Below are 16,452 nucleotides of genomic sequence, written 5' to 3' on the forward strand. Positions count from 1 at the left end.
ACCAAAAACAGCAATTGAACCATGTTCCTGCCGAAGTTCTACATAGCAAAAGGAGCAGTAGAGAAACTGCTCCTAAGATTGATTTAATTATGATATCAAATGAGGTTGTGATAAATTTCCGTCTCCAGCTTGGACTCATCCTCGTTCCAGTGGCCATAAACCTCAATCAGGGGAAGCTCTTTGTGTTCTCCTGCGGCTTGGAGGAGCGCATCAATACGCCGGTACGTTGCGTCCAATTCGCCGTAAGGCCCGATGTGCTTGCCGTAGGCGTATTTTTCGAGCACGACGTCCTTCTTCTTCAAGACGGAATTGTCCTCAGGCGGGGTCACCAGCTCGATTCCCGCAAACACGATATTTCCCTGCTCATAGACGACGTGATTGATCCCCTTGTGAGCGAGTTCTTTGCTGCGTACTTCATGCCAGACCTGGTCAAACAATTCGAAAATCGTCTCACTGTACGGCTTGCCCGGATCATGAGCTTTGGAACATCCGAACAAGGTAAACGCCTTTCTTTCCGTCTTGATCACAGGCTCCACCATCGGCTCCATCATCGGCCTCCTCTTTCCGCGATTCGCGGAATCATGTTCGATCGATGACTACTTCGGCTCGGCCGGTCACAATTCCTACTGCAAATTTACGACATTTTGGACCGAAACGCCATTCTACCAGTCCACAGCAATGCGGGTGATATCCTCCTGAGCAAGATCGGGGCCGAGCAGGACTTCCACCAGCTCCAGAGGAGTAATGGCCTTGATGCCATGCTTGGCGCCGGCCGGAATTTTCAGTACGTCACCGGCGTTCAGGCGGTACCGCTGCTCCTCCAAGATCACTTCCGCGCTGCCCGTCACCACGGTCAACAATTCTTGCCGGCGGTGATGAACGTGATAGCTTGTAGACTTGCCGGCGGCAAGTCGCACCTGCTTGATCATCGTCTCCACGCCGGATGCATCTTTCCCGTAACTCAGGATCCGGCAGGAGCCCCACCGTTTCTCTTCGTACATCGGGATTTGAGACGCGAGGGCAAGCCGTTCCTTGATCCGATGCGCATGCTCCTTGCTTGCGATCAGGATGCCGTCGGTGCTGGCCGCGGCAATGATCCCAGAGACACCAATCATTTCAATGGGGTAGGGGAGCTCGTTGATGAGATGGGTATCCGCGGAATCGTCCGATATGTGCCCGAGTCCGATCACTCGATCCTTCATATGGCCGGTAAGCGCCATCCAGCTGCCCAGATCGGTCCAGTGCCCTCCGTACTCCATGGCAACGACAGGGAGGGTCGTCTCGACGACTTCCCGGTCGAAGCTGGCTTCGGGGAGCTGTTCGTAATTTGCCAGCCATTCCGCGATCCGGACAGGGTGGCCCTTGTCCTTCAAATAGGTCAGCATGAACCTCAAGGGAAAGGCGAAGACGCCGCAGTTCCACATCGCCTGCTGCGCCATGAGGCGGCGGGCCGTGCGTGTATTTGGCTTTTCGATAAACCGCTGGACGAAAGCATACTCGCCGTCCGCCTTGGGCAGAGCCGGGACGATATAGCCGAACTGATCCGAAGGCTGCACCGGCTTTGTGCCGAGGAGAGCAAGATCCGCCCTGGAGCGTCCCAGGACGTCGGGAAACCGGTGCAGCAGCCGGAAGAATGCGGTGTCGACGTACGTGTCCGCCGGAAGGATGCAAATGGTTTCGTCCGGATCGGCCTGCAGCTTTTCATGAAGATAACTGGCGGCCAATGCGACGGCCGTGAACGTTCCTCTTTTAAAAGGCTCGCTGATTATCGGGATATTATCGCCGACATAGCGGCGCGTAATCTCTGCTTGACTGTGATGGGTGACGATACAGGTGGATTGGAGCAGACCGGCCTCGTCCAGTTGTCTGCAGATCCGTTCGATCATCGACTCCTTAACCCCGTCTTCAGTGGTCAGCAGCCTTAAAAATACCTTGGAGCGTATATCGTTGGATAAAGGCCACAGCCTTTTTCCCGATCCCCCGCACAACAGTACAATACGCAAGTTTCTCATCCTCCTTCCTTGGGGAACCATCACCCTTCATCTTTATTTCTTGGAACGCATCGTCTCTTCAATCGCCTGCTTCATGAGCTTTCCGGCCTGGTCCCACGACAGCTTAAGCATATCCTTTCGGCCCTGGCTTCCTTTCTGTTTACAAAGCCGGGGATTTTCGTACGCTTGCCTCATGAGCCTTTTGAGGCTGCTTAAATCCGGCTCGGCCCATCGCTGCCCCTTCTGCGCAAACAGGTTGCTGAACCTCCTGGAAATGGCGCGGTTCATGCTGCTCGCCGGGCTCTTGAGCCGGTAGGGGACCAGGAAGGAGTTGCGGGGCGTCAGGAAATCCATCTGCCCGCCCCAGCCGGTGGCAATGACCGGTATGCCGCTTGCCAGCGCTTCTAAATAAGGCAGCCCGACACCCTCGCCGCGCGTAGGAAGGACGAAGGCATCGCCGAGCGCATACAGGCCTTTAAGCTGGCTTTCACTCATATGGCGGCCGATGATGACGACAGGGGCCGTATCCTTCTGAATGCCCAGCCGCTTTTTGTACCGCATGACCTGCTGCTTGATCCACGCTTCCGTCTCCTTGGCCGCATATCCGTTCGTTTTGATGACCAGGATGACGTTATCTTTGGAAGAAAACTCTTCCCAATAAGCCCGCAGCAGTCCCTCCGGATTTTTGCGGTGCTGAAAGCCGAAGACGGATACGAACGTAAACTTCCCGGCGGCAGCGGGTAACGATAGCTTCGGATGGTTCGGATGAAACTCCCGGGCGTCCACCCCATGGGGAACGACGAAAATCGGGACGGTGACGCCGCAGTTTCTGAGAACTTGCCGATTATGCCGGGACGGCACGCACACGGCATCGAATTTGTTCATATGGGGCAGCCAGCTTCTGGGGAGCCTGCTGGTTTCCCAAACCGTGTTCAACAGGATGAAATCATACGTGCTGCGCTCTTTTTTCCACTGCATGCGGCTGGGAATATGGTGGTATATGAGAACCTTTGTGACTTGCGCGGCGTTTGGCTTGCGGTGGTCTGGCGGACTTAACCGGACGGCGACCCCTTGCCGCTTCAAGGATTTGGCATAGGCTCTGCTGGCACGGCCAAGACCGCTGGCTTTGTGGACGGGGCCTTTCCAGACAACGACATAGGGCTTCATTTCGATTTCACCTGGGAAGATTTCGAATACCCTTTTCGTTCGTGAAAAGAAACAGACCGGTATTTTTGCTGCAGAGACGACATCTTGGAAGGCGAGATTTGGGAAAAGCTCGTATGCAGGCTTTTGTTGTTGGCCTGTTTCAGCACCATCCTTCCAGGCTCCGACGAATACAGGAAGTTGCCGTACGTTTCAAACTCGGAAAAAGCAAACTGCTTTGATTTGTTCATGCTTCTCATAATGGCGGAGTACCAGCTCGTATGATGTTTGGCCTCGATCGCCTGCTTTAACTGTTTGACTTTGGCCTTCTCGAACAGCATGTAATGCGTGACGAAGGAGCGCTTGGAAGCACGGCTTTTGCCCATCAGCTTCTTGTACGTGTTGAAATATTCGGGCTGGCTCCAGTTCCGGCAGTAGAACACGGTCTTGTCGCCCGTCTTGAACGTATGGGGGCGAATGAGCACGGTGTCGGCGTCGATCACCAAATAGTATTTGGATGAGCATACCTTATCGCCGCCCAGCTTCAGCAGCTGCTGGTACAACCAACCGGACCGGTCCCACGTTTTGGACTGGTAGTGTATGTCCTTTTTCGTAATGGGCAGAACCGTGTCTTCGTTCACGAATCGGCAGCCCTTTTTCGTACACAAATCCACAATCCGCTGCTTTCGGGGGGCCACGATGATAATTTCGTGGATCGGGTGCTGTACATATTTTCTGACGGCATCAATGACATGGGGGAGGGTTGCCAGATCCTTCTCAATCGCCGGAATAAACACATCAATGGGGGTTGTCATCTGCTCATCTCCAAATATCAAATGTATGAGTATCATATGCCGGAAGAGAGAAAGGGAATGGGCATAGAGAGATTGTAAAACGCACAATAATCAAGGGATTTGCCGCATTGGAGCAAACGTTGGGGTTCGCAGACACGGCTATGAAAATGATTTTTATAGATCAAAAGCAGAGGATACGAGAAGACCGAAGGGCGCCTATCGCAGGAGAGGGCTGAGGAAACTTGGACGCTTCAGAAAGGAATCGGCATCATGGGAGAAATGAAAGTTTTTTATCTTATAATAAATTTGTGATAATTTTTTACCGAAATCGCACGTCCGCCTAACATTCCGTTGACACTCCGTCCCTATAGTGAAGAGGTAAGCGAAACATCCGGATACCAATCACGCTTCACTAATTCTGAATGAACAATGGGGAGGCCATAGGATATGAGGTCAAAAAGGAACGTAAACGCGGGGAGCATTCTGACGGTAAATACGAACGAAAGTAAGGGGATCGGGCGGGAACCATACGCCCTCACAGGAAAACGGACCGCCTGGTTCTGGCCAGGCAAAGCGGCGGCGCTCATCTTGGGCACGGCCCTGCTGCTGACTGCATGCGGACAGGGAGAAGGCGGCACGGCGGGCGGTTCAGACGCATCGGCCAAGCCGGCGGGGACGGTGCAGAGCGCGGATACGGCAGAGGCGTCCGGCAGCGAAACGCCGGAAGCGCTGTACGAGCAGGCCAAGAAGGAAGGCAAGGTCATCGTCTACTCCACTTCGGGGCGTGCCAACGACGCTGCGGAGACGTTCATGAAGCAGTATCCCGGCATCAAGATTGAGGTAAGCAAAGTCAAGTCCGATGAGATGATGGACAAGGTGACGAAAGAGCAGGACGCCGGGCAGTTCAACCCGGACGTGATCATCACGAAGGAAGTGAGCGGGGCCGTCGAGGAAGAGATGGTGAAACCGGGACGGTACGTCAAGTACCTGCCGGAGGATCTGGCAGAGAAGGTGGACGAGCCGTACCGCACGCAGGCCGAAGGGTATGCCAACTACCTGGAGTTCCGCACGATTTTCTATAATACCGAGCATTACAAATCTGCCCCGGTAACCAACTGGTGGGACCTGACCACCCCGGAATTCAAAGGTAAGGTTTATACGGCTGGCCCGCTCAGCTCGCCGGCATTCATGGACCTGTTTACGACGATGGTCATCCATAGCGACGACATGGCGGCGGCGTACAAGGAGAAGTTCGGCAAGGACATCGAGCTGCACGGCACGGAGAACGCGGGGTATGAGTTTATCCAGCAGCTGTTCGACAACGGGCTGGTCGTGTTAAAAGGAAGCGACGACGTGCTGGACGCGATCGGCAAAGCGAACAGCGACGCGGTCGGGCTGGCGGTATCAGGCGACGTATCCAAGGTCGAGGAGAAAGGTTGGAGCATCCTGCCGATCTATGACATCAAGCCGAAGACGTCGGTACCCGATTCGGGATACCTGTTCCTCGCGAACAAAGCGCCGCATCCGGCAGGGGCCAAGCTGTTCATCCGCTGGATGATGGGCGAGAAGGACGGCCAAGGCGAAGGCATGGCGCCGTTCAATGAAGTGGGTTCCTGGGTGCCGCGCTCCGACGTCAAGACCAAAAACGAGGTGGCCTTCGAAGATTTGAACCTGTGGGTGTTTGACGGGGAGAAGCTGTACTTCGAGGCGCCGAAGGTCCGCGATTTTTGGATCAAGCAGAAATGACGGGCCGAAAGACCGAAATGACACAAACAGGAGGGAAACGGGATGCTGCATAAGCCCGCGCTGAATACATGGCAAGCAAGGTGGCTGAACCGGTGCCGGGACGCGCTGCGGAATCCGCTGTATCTGATCGGGGCGGCGGCCCTTCTGTTTCTGGCGTACACCATCGTCTGGCCGGTCTTGAACCTGATCTGGTCGACGTTCGTATGGAGAACCCAGGACGCCCGGCTTACGCCCGCGGCGGACCCGGGGCACCTGACGCTGTATCACTGGAGCCGCGTGCTGGCAAGCGATATGAGCTGGTCCCTCTTCTACAAGCCGGTGCTGAACGCACTGGCGGTGGGCGTGACCGTCTCGGCGCTGTCTATGGTGTTCGGCTGCGGGCTGGCATGGCTCGTGACGCGGACGGACGTTCCGCTCAAGAAGACGATTACGTTTCTGGCGATCATTCCGTACCTGTTGCCGTCATGGATGCTGTCCCAGGCGTGGCTGACCTTTTTCAAAAACAGCAAAATCGGCGGTACGCCCGGCATTCTGCAGTCGGTGCTGCATGTGGCGCCGCCGGACTGGCTGGCGTACGGCTTCGTGCCGATCGTGCTGACCCTGTCAATCCACGACAGCGTGTATTTTTTCCTGCTCGTGGGCGCGGCGCTCAGCTCGATGAACAGCCAGCTGGAAGAGGCGGCCGAAATGGCCGGAGCAGGGCGGATGCAGGTGCTGCGGCGGATCGTGTTTCCGCTGATGCTGCCGTCGGTGCTGTCGGGATTCATCCTGATCTTTACGAAAGCGGTCAGTTCCTACGGCGTGCCCGCGCTGCTCGGCACCCCGGTGAACTTCTACATGATTTCGACGATGCTGTACTCCAGCATGCGGTCGCGGCTAACGACCGAGGCGAACGTGCTGTCACTGACGCTGATGCTGATCACCATGCTGGCGATCTATTTCAACCAGCGCCTGCTTGGCGGCAGGCGCAGCTATGTGACAGTGACGGGCAAGGGCAGCGCGGTGACGCATGTGCCGCTCGGCAAATGGCGGCTTCCGGCGGCTGTGGGGACGGCGGCCGGCATGGTGTTGATTGCAGTCGTACCCTTTATCGTGCTGCTGCTGCAGACGTTCCTGCTGAAGGACGGCTCGCTCAGCCCGGACAACTTCACGCTTCATTACTGGACGGGCGGCTCGGATCCGGACATCAACACCGGGGAGAAGGGCGTGCTGCAGAACCCGATTTTCCTGCTCGCGCTGAAAAATTCGCTGATCATCGCCGGCATCGCCTCGGTCGCGGCCGCAGTTATCGGACTTCTGTTCGGATACGCGGTGGCCCGCGGCAAAAACACGGCCATGGGCAGGCTCGTCGATCAACTGTCGTTTTTCCCGTATTTTATTCCGGGCATTTCGCTCGCGGCGATTTATATTACAATGTTTGCAAAGCCGGTGCTGTTCATTCCGGCGCTGTACGGCACCATTACGATCATTATTCTGATCACGGTGGTCAAAGAGCTGCCCTTTACCGTCAAGGCGGGCGGCGCCGCCATGATGCAGATCGGCCCGGAACTCGAGGAAGCGGCCGTGCTCGGCGGCGCCTCCTGGTTCACACGCTTCCGGCGCCTGCTGCTGCCGCTCAGCCGCAAGAGCCTGCTGTCCGCCTTCATCCTCGTGTTCATCGGGGCGATGAAGGAGATGGAGCTGATCATCATGCTCGTAACGCCGCGGACGGAGACGCTGACGACGCTTACCTTTTATTATGTGGAAAAAGGGTACGACCAGCTCACCAACGTCGTGCTGATGATCATTATCGCGATCGTCGTGGCGGTCTATGCGCTGGCGGTGAAGTTCGGGAAGGCCGATTTGACCAAAGGATTGGGAGGGCAATGAATGAATGCGATTGAACTGCGGCAGATTCATGTGCATGTACAGCAGAAGCATATTTTGAAGGGCATCGACCTGACCGTCGAAGAGGGGGATTTCGTAACGCTGCTCGGCCCGTCGGGCTGCGGCAAGACGACCCTGCTCCGCGCGATCGCCGGCCTGCAGAAGCTGAACGAAGGAACCGTCGTCATCTCCGGGAACAAGGTGGCCGACGGCAATCTGGCGTACCATTTGGATCCCGCCAAGCGGGGCGTGAGCCTGGTGTTTCAGAGCTATGCGCTGTGGCCGCATATGACGGTCTTTGACAATGTGGCCTTTGGCCTGCAGGTGCGCAAACAGCCGAAGGCCGAGATCCGCAAGAGCGTCATGGCGGCGCTGAAGAAAATGCGCATCCCGGAGCTGGCGGACCGCTATCCCGGCGAGCTGTCCGGCGGGCAGCAGCAGCGGGTGGCGATCGCCCGGGCAATCGTGACGTCCCCGTCGATTCTGCTGCTCGACGAGCCGCTCTCGAACCTGGACGCCAAGCTGCGGACGGAGATGCGCGCCGAGCTGAAGCGGCTGCACCGCGAGCTGGGCACGACGATCGTCTATGTGACGCATGACCAGCATGAGGCGATCACGCTGTCGACGAAGGTCGCGGTGTTTTTCGGAGGCGAGCTGGTGCAGGCCGATACGCCGCGCGAGCTGTACCGCCATCCGCGGACGCTGCAGGTGGCGGAGTTCATGGGCAGCTCGGACCATCCGCTGAACCGGGTGGAAGGCGTGTGCCGTATGAGCGGAGGCGGATGCACCGTCAGCACGGCGCTCGGAAGCTTCCGGCTTGCGGGAATGGACGGCGGAGCGGATGGAGCGGGAGCGGTCGTCCTGACGGTGAGGCCGGAAGACGTCGTGCTGCACGAGAACCGCACCGCCGGCTCCATCCCGGTGAAGGTGGAGGACGTGCTGCCCGCCGGCGGCGAGACGCTGGTGAGGGTCGCCTACGGCCAGGAGAAGCTGGGCGCGCGCGTCATCGGCGACCCGGATTACGCCCCGGGACGCATGCTGTACGCGTCCTTCCGCGAAGAACGCATCAACTTGTACGACCGGGAGACAGGCAGACGCCTGGAGACCGGCGTGACGACCATTACACCCATATTGGAGGAAATACACCGATGAATATTGACTTTCACTTTCATGTTAAATTGTCCAAGAAAACCGAGTTTTCCATGGACCACTTCAACGAGATGCTGGATGAAGCCCGCGATCAAGGCCTGCAGGCGATCACGCTGACCGAGCATTTCAATACGCGCCGTTTCGACGAGGTCTACGGGACGCTCGACCGGATGCTGCCGGGCAACAACCACTACTACGATCGTGACGGGTTCAAAATCTTTACTGGCATGGAAGTGGACGTAGCCGAGGGCGGGCATATTCTCGTCTCTGGACCCAAGGACGCCCTGCTCGAAATCCGCGCCCTGCTTGAGGCGCACACAGCTGCCGAATCATTCATCGGACTTGCCGAGCTGTTTGAGCTGTGCGAGCCGCGGGGCATGATGGTGATCGGCGGCCACCCGTTCCGGGAGTCCAACCCTTTGTACCATGTGGACCGCGAGCTGCTGCGCCGGTTCGACGCGTTCGACCTGAACGGCAAGGACCTGCATGAGATCGGCATTCAGGAAAATATCGCCCTGGTGCTGCCGCTTGGCGCGGAGCTGGGCGTGCCGGTTGTTGCAGGCAGCGACGCCCACCAGATGTTCCAGGTCGGCTGCGTCTATAACGTCCTGCCTGGCGATTATGAGACCGTCGCCGAGCTGAAGGCGGCTATCCGGGCGGGGGCTTGCAAACGGGTCATCTCTCCGAGCTTGCACTTACAGGTGCGCGCGGCGGGCGCGGTGAAGAAGCTATTGAAGAAGAAGGTCGAAGTGGAAGCCGTGTAACGTTAACACTTCATTCCCTGCATCGTTAACACCGTTGATCATTCATCCCGCTATAGAGAGGTGGCAAGAACTATGAACCTTGCGCTGGAAGGCCATAAGCTGTCCCGCGGACACCAGCGGATCGCGGATTATATCAGCAAGCACATGGAAGACATCCCGTTTATGGTGGAGGAAGACATCGCCGCCGCCTGCCAGGTCAGCACGTCGACAGTGTCGCGGTTCTGGTCCGAGGTCGGATGCCGAAACCTGAAGGAATTCAAGCAGAAGGTGAAGGACGAAATGCTGCTGTCCCCCTCGCAGAAGCTGCAGTCGGCGTTTTCGAAAATAAACGAAAACGACGCGGCTGCGAGCCTGCTCGTCGGTGCAGATTATTTGCAGCAGACGGCCGACCGGCTCAGCCAGGAGGCGTTTGACGAGGCGGCGTCGCTGCTGCGCGAAGCGGGGACCGTGTACATCTACGGCCCCGGCTCCGCGGAGAGCCTGGCCGCGCTGACCGATTTCCGGCTGACGCGGTTCGGCATGCGGGTCAAGCGGCTCGACCGGGGCGGGCACGAGCTGTTTAACCTGCTGGTGCATGTGCAGCCGCAGGACGTGATCGTCATTTTCGGCTTCGTGTCCGAGTCGCCGGAGCTGTCGGTGCTGCTGGACCACGCCAAGGTGAAGGGCTAGCGCACGCTGCTCATCACCGATCTTGCAGTCAGCGGCATGCTGGAGAAGGCTGACGTGACCCTGTACACCGCACGCGGCCAGCTGTGGGAGTTCCACTCCATGGTGGCGCCGGTGGCCTTGCTCGAGACGCTGATCGTGGCGGTCGGCAAGCAGATGGAGGAGCAGGCGGTTGCGGGAAGCGAGGAGCTGCACGAGCTGCGGCGCAGATATCAGAAAGTGCTGCCAAAGCGGGTTTAGAGCCGCTTGGCAGCTTTTTTTGTGTGGTAAAAAGTTAGGGGTGTTAAGGATATGATCCGTGGTGTAAAGAGCCGACGGTACGGAACCGGTCGCCTTAATTTTAACTGGTTTACTGAAAGATCGTTAACTTAGTTCTTTTCATATAAGCTAATGCACGGAATGAAAGGAGTTCAGTATGATATAATAGGAGTATTAAGAGTTTGGAGCGGAGGACAACATGAAAAAGATAGAGAACAAAAATTTGTTCCTGGATAAAATCAAGCCGGTGTTGAGAAAAAGCAAGTTCAGCACCATCAATATGGACGACATGGCCCGCCACATGGATATCAGCAAAGTGACGCTGTACAAATATTTTTCATCTAAAGACGAAATCATTGAAATGTTTGTGGATCACTGCATCGCCTTTCTGCAAAACGCGGACGTCCAATTGCAGGATGAGGGGCTCTCGTGGGGCAAGAGATTCCATATGTTGTACATCCAATCTTTGCAATGCGTGCTGTACATGCCCGATATTTTGCTGGAGGACCTCAAGTCGGTATACCCGGTTCTATACGACAGGCTGGTTACGGCGGAACTGGAGCGGCACCGGAATTTGCGCCGGTTTTATGAGGCAGGCGTGGAGAAGAACGTTTTTCATCCGGTTAACTCCACCTTGTCTGTTGTACAAGACGATCTCATGCTCCGCCAGTTGGTAGAGCCTTCGTTCGCTGTGAGGCATGACTTCTCGTTGAAGCAGGCGCTGTTTGAATTTTATAAGATGAAAAAATACCAGCTGTTCGTCCCGGACATGCTCGATTCCGTGGATGATGCCGAGATGGAAGAGCTGCTGCTGCAGACGATTCAAAAAATATCGTATTAAAAGGTCGTATAGAGCAAGACGAAAAATCCGGATCCGTCCCTTTGGTAAACTGTCCCCTATGTAATGAACTGCTATGAACTTACAAATAATCCTCTAGTTAATATTCTCTTTCAAAGGAAGTCAATGGCGTGATATGCGGAGCCATTTGGCTTCCTTTATGTTTTTCTTTGGTTGCATTGAGCCGGAAAGGCATTCGAAGATGTCAGGGTTGTCTGCATGTATTGCCCCTTGTCCGAATACGCTAATAAAAGAGAGATCAGGACAAACAGTGGGTGGGATGTGACCAATGGGATTGAACAAGCAAAGCTTTATCCGTGGAACGTTCGTTTTGACCCTGTCGTCTTTTTTTACCAAAGGGCTTGGGTTTGTGAACGGCATTGTGCTGGCGCGTTTTCTGGGAGCGGAAGGGGTAGGGCTCTTGATGATTGCCCATCCGCTGCTTCCGCTGTTTATTACGATGACCGAGCTCGGGCTGCCTGTTGCGATTTCGAAGCTGGTGTCCGAGGCGGAAGTCAAAGGGGACGAGGCGAGGATTAAACGGATTCTCGCCGTCTCGCTGTCGGTAACGGGGACGCTCAGCGTCGTGCTGACCCTGGCCGCGTTGTTCGGCTCCAAGTGGATCGCTTCGATCGTGCTGGCCGACCAGCGGGCGTATTATGCGATGGTGGCGATTACGCCGATCATCCCGATTATCGCCATGTCTGCCGTGCTGAAGGGGTATTTCCGCGGCCGGCAGAACATGAACCCGCTCGCCTTATCCGACATTCTGGAGAATGTGGCGCAGATCATCGTCATCATCGGCGTCGTCAACATGCTGCTGCCTTATGGCATCGCCTACGCGGCGGCGGGAGCCATGGGGGCCTCGGTGATCGGCGAAGGCGTCGGCCTGCTGTATTTGTTCTCCGTGTTCAAGTGGGCGAACCGGGGAAAATCGAAGGAGCAGCGGCGGTTTGTTCCGAGCGTGCGGCTCAAGGGGGACCGCACGCTGCGGGACCTGCTGCGCATCGGCCTTCCGATGACCGGCAGCGGCTTCATCCATTCGATCTATCATGCATTTCTGCCGCTCGTCATTACGAAGAGCCTCGTCCTTGCCGGTGTTGGGGTGGAGATGGCAACGAAGCAGTTCGGCATGCTCGCAGGGTACGCGATCCCGCTGCTGTTCCTCCCCGGCTTCTTCACCCAGTCGCTGTCGACGGCGCTGATCCCGGCAATTAGCGAAGCCAGCGCGGAGGGCGACACCCGGCTCATGCACAGCCGCATGGACATGGCGATGCGCACGGGGCTGCTGGTCGGCGTGCCCTGCACCGTCATTCTGTATATGTGGGCGGTGCCGCTGACGACGGTCGTGTACCATTCGCCGGAAGCGGGGGTGCTGCTGCAGCTGCTGGCGCCGCTGTTTTTCCTCCACTATTTTGAGGCGCCGCTGAAGGCGATTCTGCTTGGACTGGGCAAAGCATCCACCGTTATGTGGAACCATATCATGACCAACATTTTTGAGATCAGCCTGATCTTCGTACTCGGTTCGAACCTGGGGATCCGCGGCGTGGCGCTCGGGTTCGGGCTCGGCATCCTGATGCTGACCGTGCTCAACTTCTACGCGGTAGCGGGCTCGATCGGCTTTTATTTTGACTTCCGCATGGTGATCAAGGCGGGCATCGGAGGGATCGTCATGACGGTGACAGGGCTGGCCGCGCACCGTTTCCTGGAGCAGCATGTTCAGCTGGGGGCGACGGCTGCGCTGCTTGGGGCCATTCTTGTATCGCTGCTCGTGTATACCATCACCCTGCAGGCGACCCGGGCTTTGCGCAGCCGGCCGAAAGCGCCGACGATTCCGGTGTCTTGAGAGAGATTGGGTTTCATCCTTACTGCAGAAGAGTGGCTCATATACTCTCATATGCATCTTTCAATAGGATCAAATGATGCGATGTTCTTGTGCTCATTGGACCGGTTGGAAGGTGCATTTTTTAATGTGGCGGCTCACGGCGATCACAAAATACCCGATAGGCTCAGCCATCGGCTTAGCGGGATCATTGACGGGGAGAAGCGGACTTCATAGAATAAAAAGGAGAAAGAAGCGTCAAGGGAAAGAGGATGCTAACCTTGGGAAACCGTGTTAAGAGTTTTGTAGTCAGTATGGAGCGCTTTAAACCTCACACCTTTCAGGCAAGTCAAGGTGAGGGCCTCTTTATGTCGCATTCCCATGAATATGATGAGTTAACGCTTATTTTGGAAGGGGATGGATACTACAGCTCTTCCGAGCAAAATATCAAGGTGGCTGCCGGCGACCTGATCCTGATCCCCTCCGGGCTTCATCATGGCTTCGTCTGTACAAAACCTTGGAAGGGCGTTTCCGTTCATTTTTTCCATGATCAGCTTCCCGTTCACTGCCAGTATCTCTTTCATGAAGCAGAGAGTGAGTCGCAGCGCATCCGGAGCAGCCATCTCGACGCTGACGATACGCGCTGGGTGGAAATCAGTTTGTTTCAGTTGGAGAAAGAATGGAATTCCGAAGGGAAAACGATCGACTCCTACAACATGATGAGAATCGCTTTTGAGACAGCACTGCTGGTATTCCAGCGTAACATAGAATCGGCGGTGCCTGGAGCAGATATCCGTCACGAGGTCATAGAAGAAGTGTTAAAAGAGATTCACAGCAGCTATCATACCCGCATTACCGTCAATGAACTGGCAGCGCGTCATTTTTTGTCCGAAAGCAACCTTCGGAAGAAATTTACAGAATCGGTCGGCGTCTCGCCCAAGCAATATATCATCAGCCTTCGTTTGATGGAGGCTAAACGGCTGTTACAGCAAACGAGCAAGGCGATCGATTCGATCGCCTCGGAGGTCGGTTTTACTTCATCCAGCCGGTTTTATGAGTTCTTTATCCAATCGACTGGAGTCACTCCGCTGGAATGGCGTAAACAAAATCAATGAATTGAATGATGATGAGGACCGTTCGGCAGGACGGTTCTCTTTTTCGTCGGTCGAAAACGATTCGGTCATTCCTTTTTATGCGCAAAAAGTAAATCGCTTTCAACATTGTTTACGATAGGATCGCACGGGATAATTAGAGGGATGACTGCTTTGTTCAGGAAAAAGGAGTGAGAAGATGTCCACCAAAACGAAGACGTTTTGCAATCCCATCGTAGCCAACGCTGCCGATCCCTGGGTGCTTAAGCACACGGATGGCAGCTACTACTTTATGGCAACAAGGTCAGGCTGCTTGGAGCTTATCCAATCTTCCAGCTTGACCGGATTGGTCTGGGGGCGCAAGAAGACCATCTGGACGCCCGAACCGGGAGGTCCCTACAGCTGCAATTTGTGGGCGCCGGAAATACACTATTTGAATCACAAATGGTACATCTACTATACAGCGAACGATGGGGGAGGCGATGAATCCCGCCGGATATGCGTACTGGAGAATGAAAATGCTGATCCGCTGGAAGGCGAGTGGAGCTGGAAAGGGGCGCTTGGAACGCCTGTCCCGGGATTGGACGGCACCGTGATGTCCTTGCGGAATGAGCTCTATTTTCTGTATGCCGGCTACGGAAACTTCCCTGATTATGGATCTGCGATTTATATTGCCCAAATGGCCAATCCTTGGACATTGATAGGGGAACATCACTTGCTCACTGCCCCGACACTCCCGTGGGAAAAGCAAGGCGGAATGGCGATTAATGAAGGTCCCGTCACGCTGCATCGCAACGGCCGGATTTTTCTGGTGTATTCGGCAAGCACCACGTGGTCTGAGGATTATGCTTTAGGTATGCTCACGATGAATGAAGATGCCGATCCGCTGGATCCGTCTTCATGGCAAAAATCGATGCAGCCTGTATTTCGCAAAAGTGTAGAAAACGGAGTATATGCAACAGGCCATAACAGCTTTACGAAGTCTCCGGATGATCAGGAGGACTGGATCGTCTTTCATGCCCTTCCTTCGCCCGGCTCCGATACGAGCCTCCGCTCGACGCGCATACAGAAGTTCGGCTGGAATCCGGATGGTACGCCCGATTTCGGCGTTCCCTGGAGCGATACGCATTATCTACCTGTGCCTTCTGGAGAGGAATAAGCGAAGGAAGGCTAGGTATATGAAAAAAGTATCACAAAAGGCTCAGACTAAGCGGCATGTTCTTGCAAACATAACCGTTTGGCCTGAGCCTTTGGCTTAGTAGCGGATTCGGACTTGAATGTCCTGCCCGTAATTGCCGAAGTGCCTGCCGAACAAGCTGACGCCTCCGGCGTTCCGCGCATTCTCCGGCGACAGAATCCGGAATCGGATTTCTTCTTTGGGCAGGATCGGAATATCCTGTATCGATACATCCGACATCCGCACGCCGTCCATATACGTGCCGGAAGAGGTCACCAGCAGCGTTTTCAACAGGCCGTGCTGGGAGCTTCCGGGATCCCACCACGAAGGGTTCAGCTTTCCGCGTACGCTGCCGAAGTCGCCCGGAGAGGTCCAGACGCACATGGGAACGTCATTGAGCAGAAACGTAATGTCCGACGGCCAATCTTCGGCGTAGCCGGGCGCCTCCGATCCGATCTCCAGGGAGATGCGGAGCTCGCTGATGCTGTTTTTGCCGGAGACGTAGTTCGGAATGCGGTATTCGACATAGCCGGCGGCAAACCAAATATGCTGGGCTTTGACATGCTCCGGCTCGGCGAAATACCGCGGGTCGTCGCGCATGCCGATCAGCTTGGTTTCGGAAGCCAGTCCGCAGGTGGGCTTGACTTGGCAGCTGGAGTACTGGCCGACGGGAATGTCGACGTCATAGCCGTCTTGATGCGGCTCGGATGGCAGGACATCGTCCGTTTTGAACACCAGCGATGCCTGCTCCAGACGAAGCGAGCACTGCTTCTGCATACCGCGCTTGCCCGCAGTCACCTCCGTACGGAGAATGCCCGCTTCTTCCAGCTGTTGAACATGCTTGGTCACGATGGCGGAGGAGAGATTCAGCCTTTGCGCCATTTCCCGAATATTGAGGTTTTCTTTGCTGAGCATTTCGACCATCCGAATGCGCGTATCCGACGCCAGCGCAACGAATAACGGTAAATTTTCCTGGCTTACCTTGATTTCCATAGATGCCTCCGATTCGGTCTGATAGGTGTTGTCTATCCATTGTATAACCAAAAGGTTAACTAAACAAGAAAACCATTGACTAAATATCACAGGTATTTTACGATCTATGTGAGTATTTTAGGATTAATAATTAACTAATTAGTTAACTAAAAAT

The 16,452-nt window shown here is 55.6% G+C and carries 15 protein-coding genes; 10 read left to right on the forward strand and 5 right to left on the reverse strand.

The window, feature by feature from the left end; all coding sequences use genetic code 11:
• Positions 1-95: 95 nt before the first annotated feature.
• The 4 genes from ABID47_RS25350 to ABID47_RS25365 form a co-directional block, all read right to left on the reverse strand.
• Positions 96-551 carry a GyrI-like domain-containing protein gene (locus ABID47_RS25350; protein ID WP_354500904.1) on the reverse strand — a complete coding sequence of 152 codons (456 nt, stop codon included), beginning with the start codon at positions 549-551 and terminating at the stop codon, positions 96-98.
• Between the two features lie 111 nt (positions 552-662).
• Positions 663-2,003, reverse strand: a complete 1,341-nt coding sequence (locus tag ABID47_RS25355; protein WP_354500906.1) for a sugar phosphate nucleotidyltransferase — start codon at positions 2,001-2,003, stop codon at positions 663-665.
• 42 nt (positions 2,004-2,045) lie between these two features.
• The gene (locus ABID47_RS25360) at positions 2,046-3,158 is read right to left on the reverse strand and encodes a glycosyltransferase family 4 protein (RefSeq protein WP_354500908.1); all 1,113 of its coding nucleotides are present in this window, start codon (positions 3,156-3,158) and stop codon (positions 2,046-2,048) included.
• The gene (locus ABID47_RS25365; RefSeq protein ID WP_354500910.1) at positions 3,155-3,949 is read right to left on the reverse strand and encodes a DUF6492 family protein; all 795 of its coding nucleotides are present in this window, start codon (positions 3,947-3,949) and stop codon (positions 3,155-3,157) included. Before ABID47_RS25365 ends, ABID47_RS25360 begins: the two co-directional genes overlap by 4 nt.
• A gap of 426 nt (positions 3,950-4,375) precedes the next feature.
• Between ABID47_RS25365 and ABID47_RS25370 the strand changes: the two genes are divergently transcribed.
• The 10 genes from ABID47_RS25370 to ABID47_RS25415 all read left to right on the forward strand — a co-directional run bounded on the left by ABID47_RS25370 (position 4,376) and on the right by ABID47_RS25415 (position 15,287).
• On the forward strand, positions 4,376-5,674 hold the full coding sequence (locus tag ABID47_RS25370) for an ABC transporter substrate-binding protein (protein ID WP_354500912.1): 1,299 nt from the start codon (positions 4,376-4,378) through the stop codon (positions 5,672-5,674).
• Between the two features lie 42 nt (positions 5,675-5,716).
• The gene (locus tag ABID47_RS25375) at positions 5,717-7,543 is read left to right on the forward strand and encodes an ABC transporter permease (RefSeq protein ID WP_354500914.1); all 1,827 of its coding nucleotides are present in this window, start codon (positions 5,717-5,719) and stop codon (positions 7,541-7,543) included.
• Complete coding sequence (locus ABID47_RS25380) at positions 7,544-8,692, forward strand: ABC transporter ATP-binding protein (protein WP_354500916.1); 1,149 nt, start codon at positions 7,544-7,546, stop codon at positions 8,690-8,692.
• On the forward strand, positions 8,689-9,453 hold the full coding sequence (locus tag ABID47_RS25385; RefSeq protein ID WP_354500918.1) for a PHP-associated domain-containing protein: 765 nt from the start codon (positions 8,689-8,691) through the stop codon (positions 9,451-9,453). Before ABID47_RS25380 ends, ABID47_RS25385 begins: the two co-directional genes overlap by 4 nt.
• A gap of 72 nt (positions 9,454-9,525) precedes the next feature.
• The gene (locus ABID47_RS25390) at positions 9,526-10,122 is read left to right on the forward strand and encodes a MurR/RpiR family transcriptional regulator (protein WP_354500920.1); all 597 of its coding nucleotides are present in this window, start codon (positions 9,526-9,528) and stop codon (positions 10,120-10,122) included.
• A gap of 36 nt (positions 10,123-10,158) precedes the next feature.
• Positions 10,159-10,359 carry a hypothetical protein gene (locus tag ABID47_RS25395; RefSeq protein WP_354500922.1) on the forward strand — a complete coding sequence of 67 codons (201 nt, stop codon included), beginning with the start codon at positions 10,159-10,161 and terminating at the stop codon, positions 10,357-10,359.
• A 217-nt stretch (positions 10,360-10,576) separates the two neighbouring features.
• Positions 10,577-11,218: a TetR/AcrR family transcriptional regulator gene (locus ABID47_RS25400; protein ID WP_354500924.1), complete on the forward strand. Its 642-nt coding sequence runs from the start codon at positions 10,577-10,579 to the stop codon at positions 11,216-11,218.
• Positions 11,219-11,504: 286 nt separating this feature from the next.
• Positions 11,505-13,061, forward strand: a complete 1,557-nt coding sequence (gene spoVB / locus ABID47_RS25405) for a stage V sporulation protein B (RefSeq protein ID WP_354500926.1) — start codon at positions 11,505-11,507, stop codon at positions 13,059-13,061.
• Between the two features lie 290 nt (positions 13,062-13,351).
• Complete coding sequence (locus ABID47_RS25410; RefSeq protein ID WP_354501226.1) at positions 13,352-14,152, forward strand: AraC family transcriptional regulator; 801 nt, start codon at positions 13,352-13,354, stop codon at positions 14,150-14,152.
• 175 nt (positions 14,153-14,327) lie between these two features.
• Entirely contained in the window at positions 14,328-15,287 is a 960-nt protein-coding gene (locus ABID47_RS25415) for a glycoside hydrolase family 43 protein (RefSeq protein WP_354500928.1), read from the forward strand.
• Between the two features lie 96 nt (positions 15,288-15,383).
• Here the strand turns inward: ABID47_RS25415 and ABID47_RS25420 are convergent, their stop codons facing one another.
• The gene (locus ABID47_RS25420) at positions 15,384-16,298 is read right to left on the reverse strand and encodes an ArsR/SmtB family transcription factor (RefSeq protein WP_354500930.1); all 915 of its coding nucleotides are present in this window, start codon (positions 16,296-16,298) and stop codon (positions 15,384-15,386) included.
• Positions 16,299-16,452 lie beyond the last annotated feature (154 nt).

Source organism: Paenibacillus favisporus (assembly GCF_040545415.1).
In the GTDB taxonomy this organism is placed as follows: Bacteria; Bacillota; Bacilli; order Paenibacillales; family Paenibacillaceae; genus Paenibacillus_AQ; species Paenibacillus_AQ favisporus.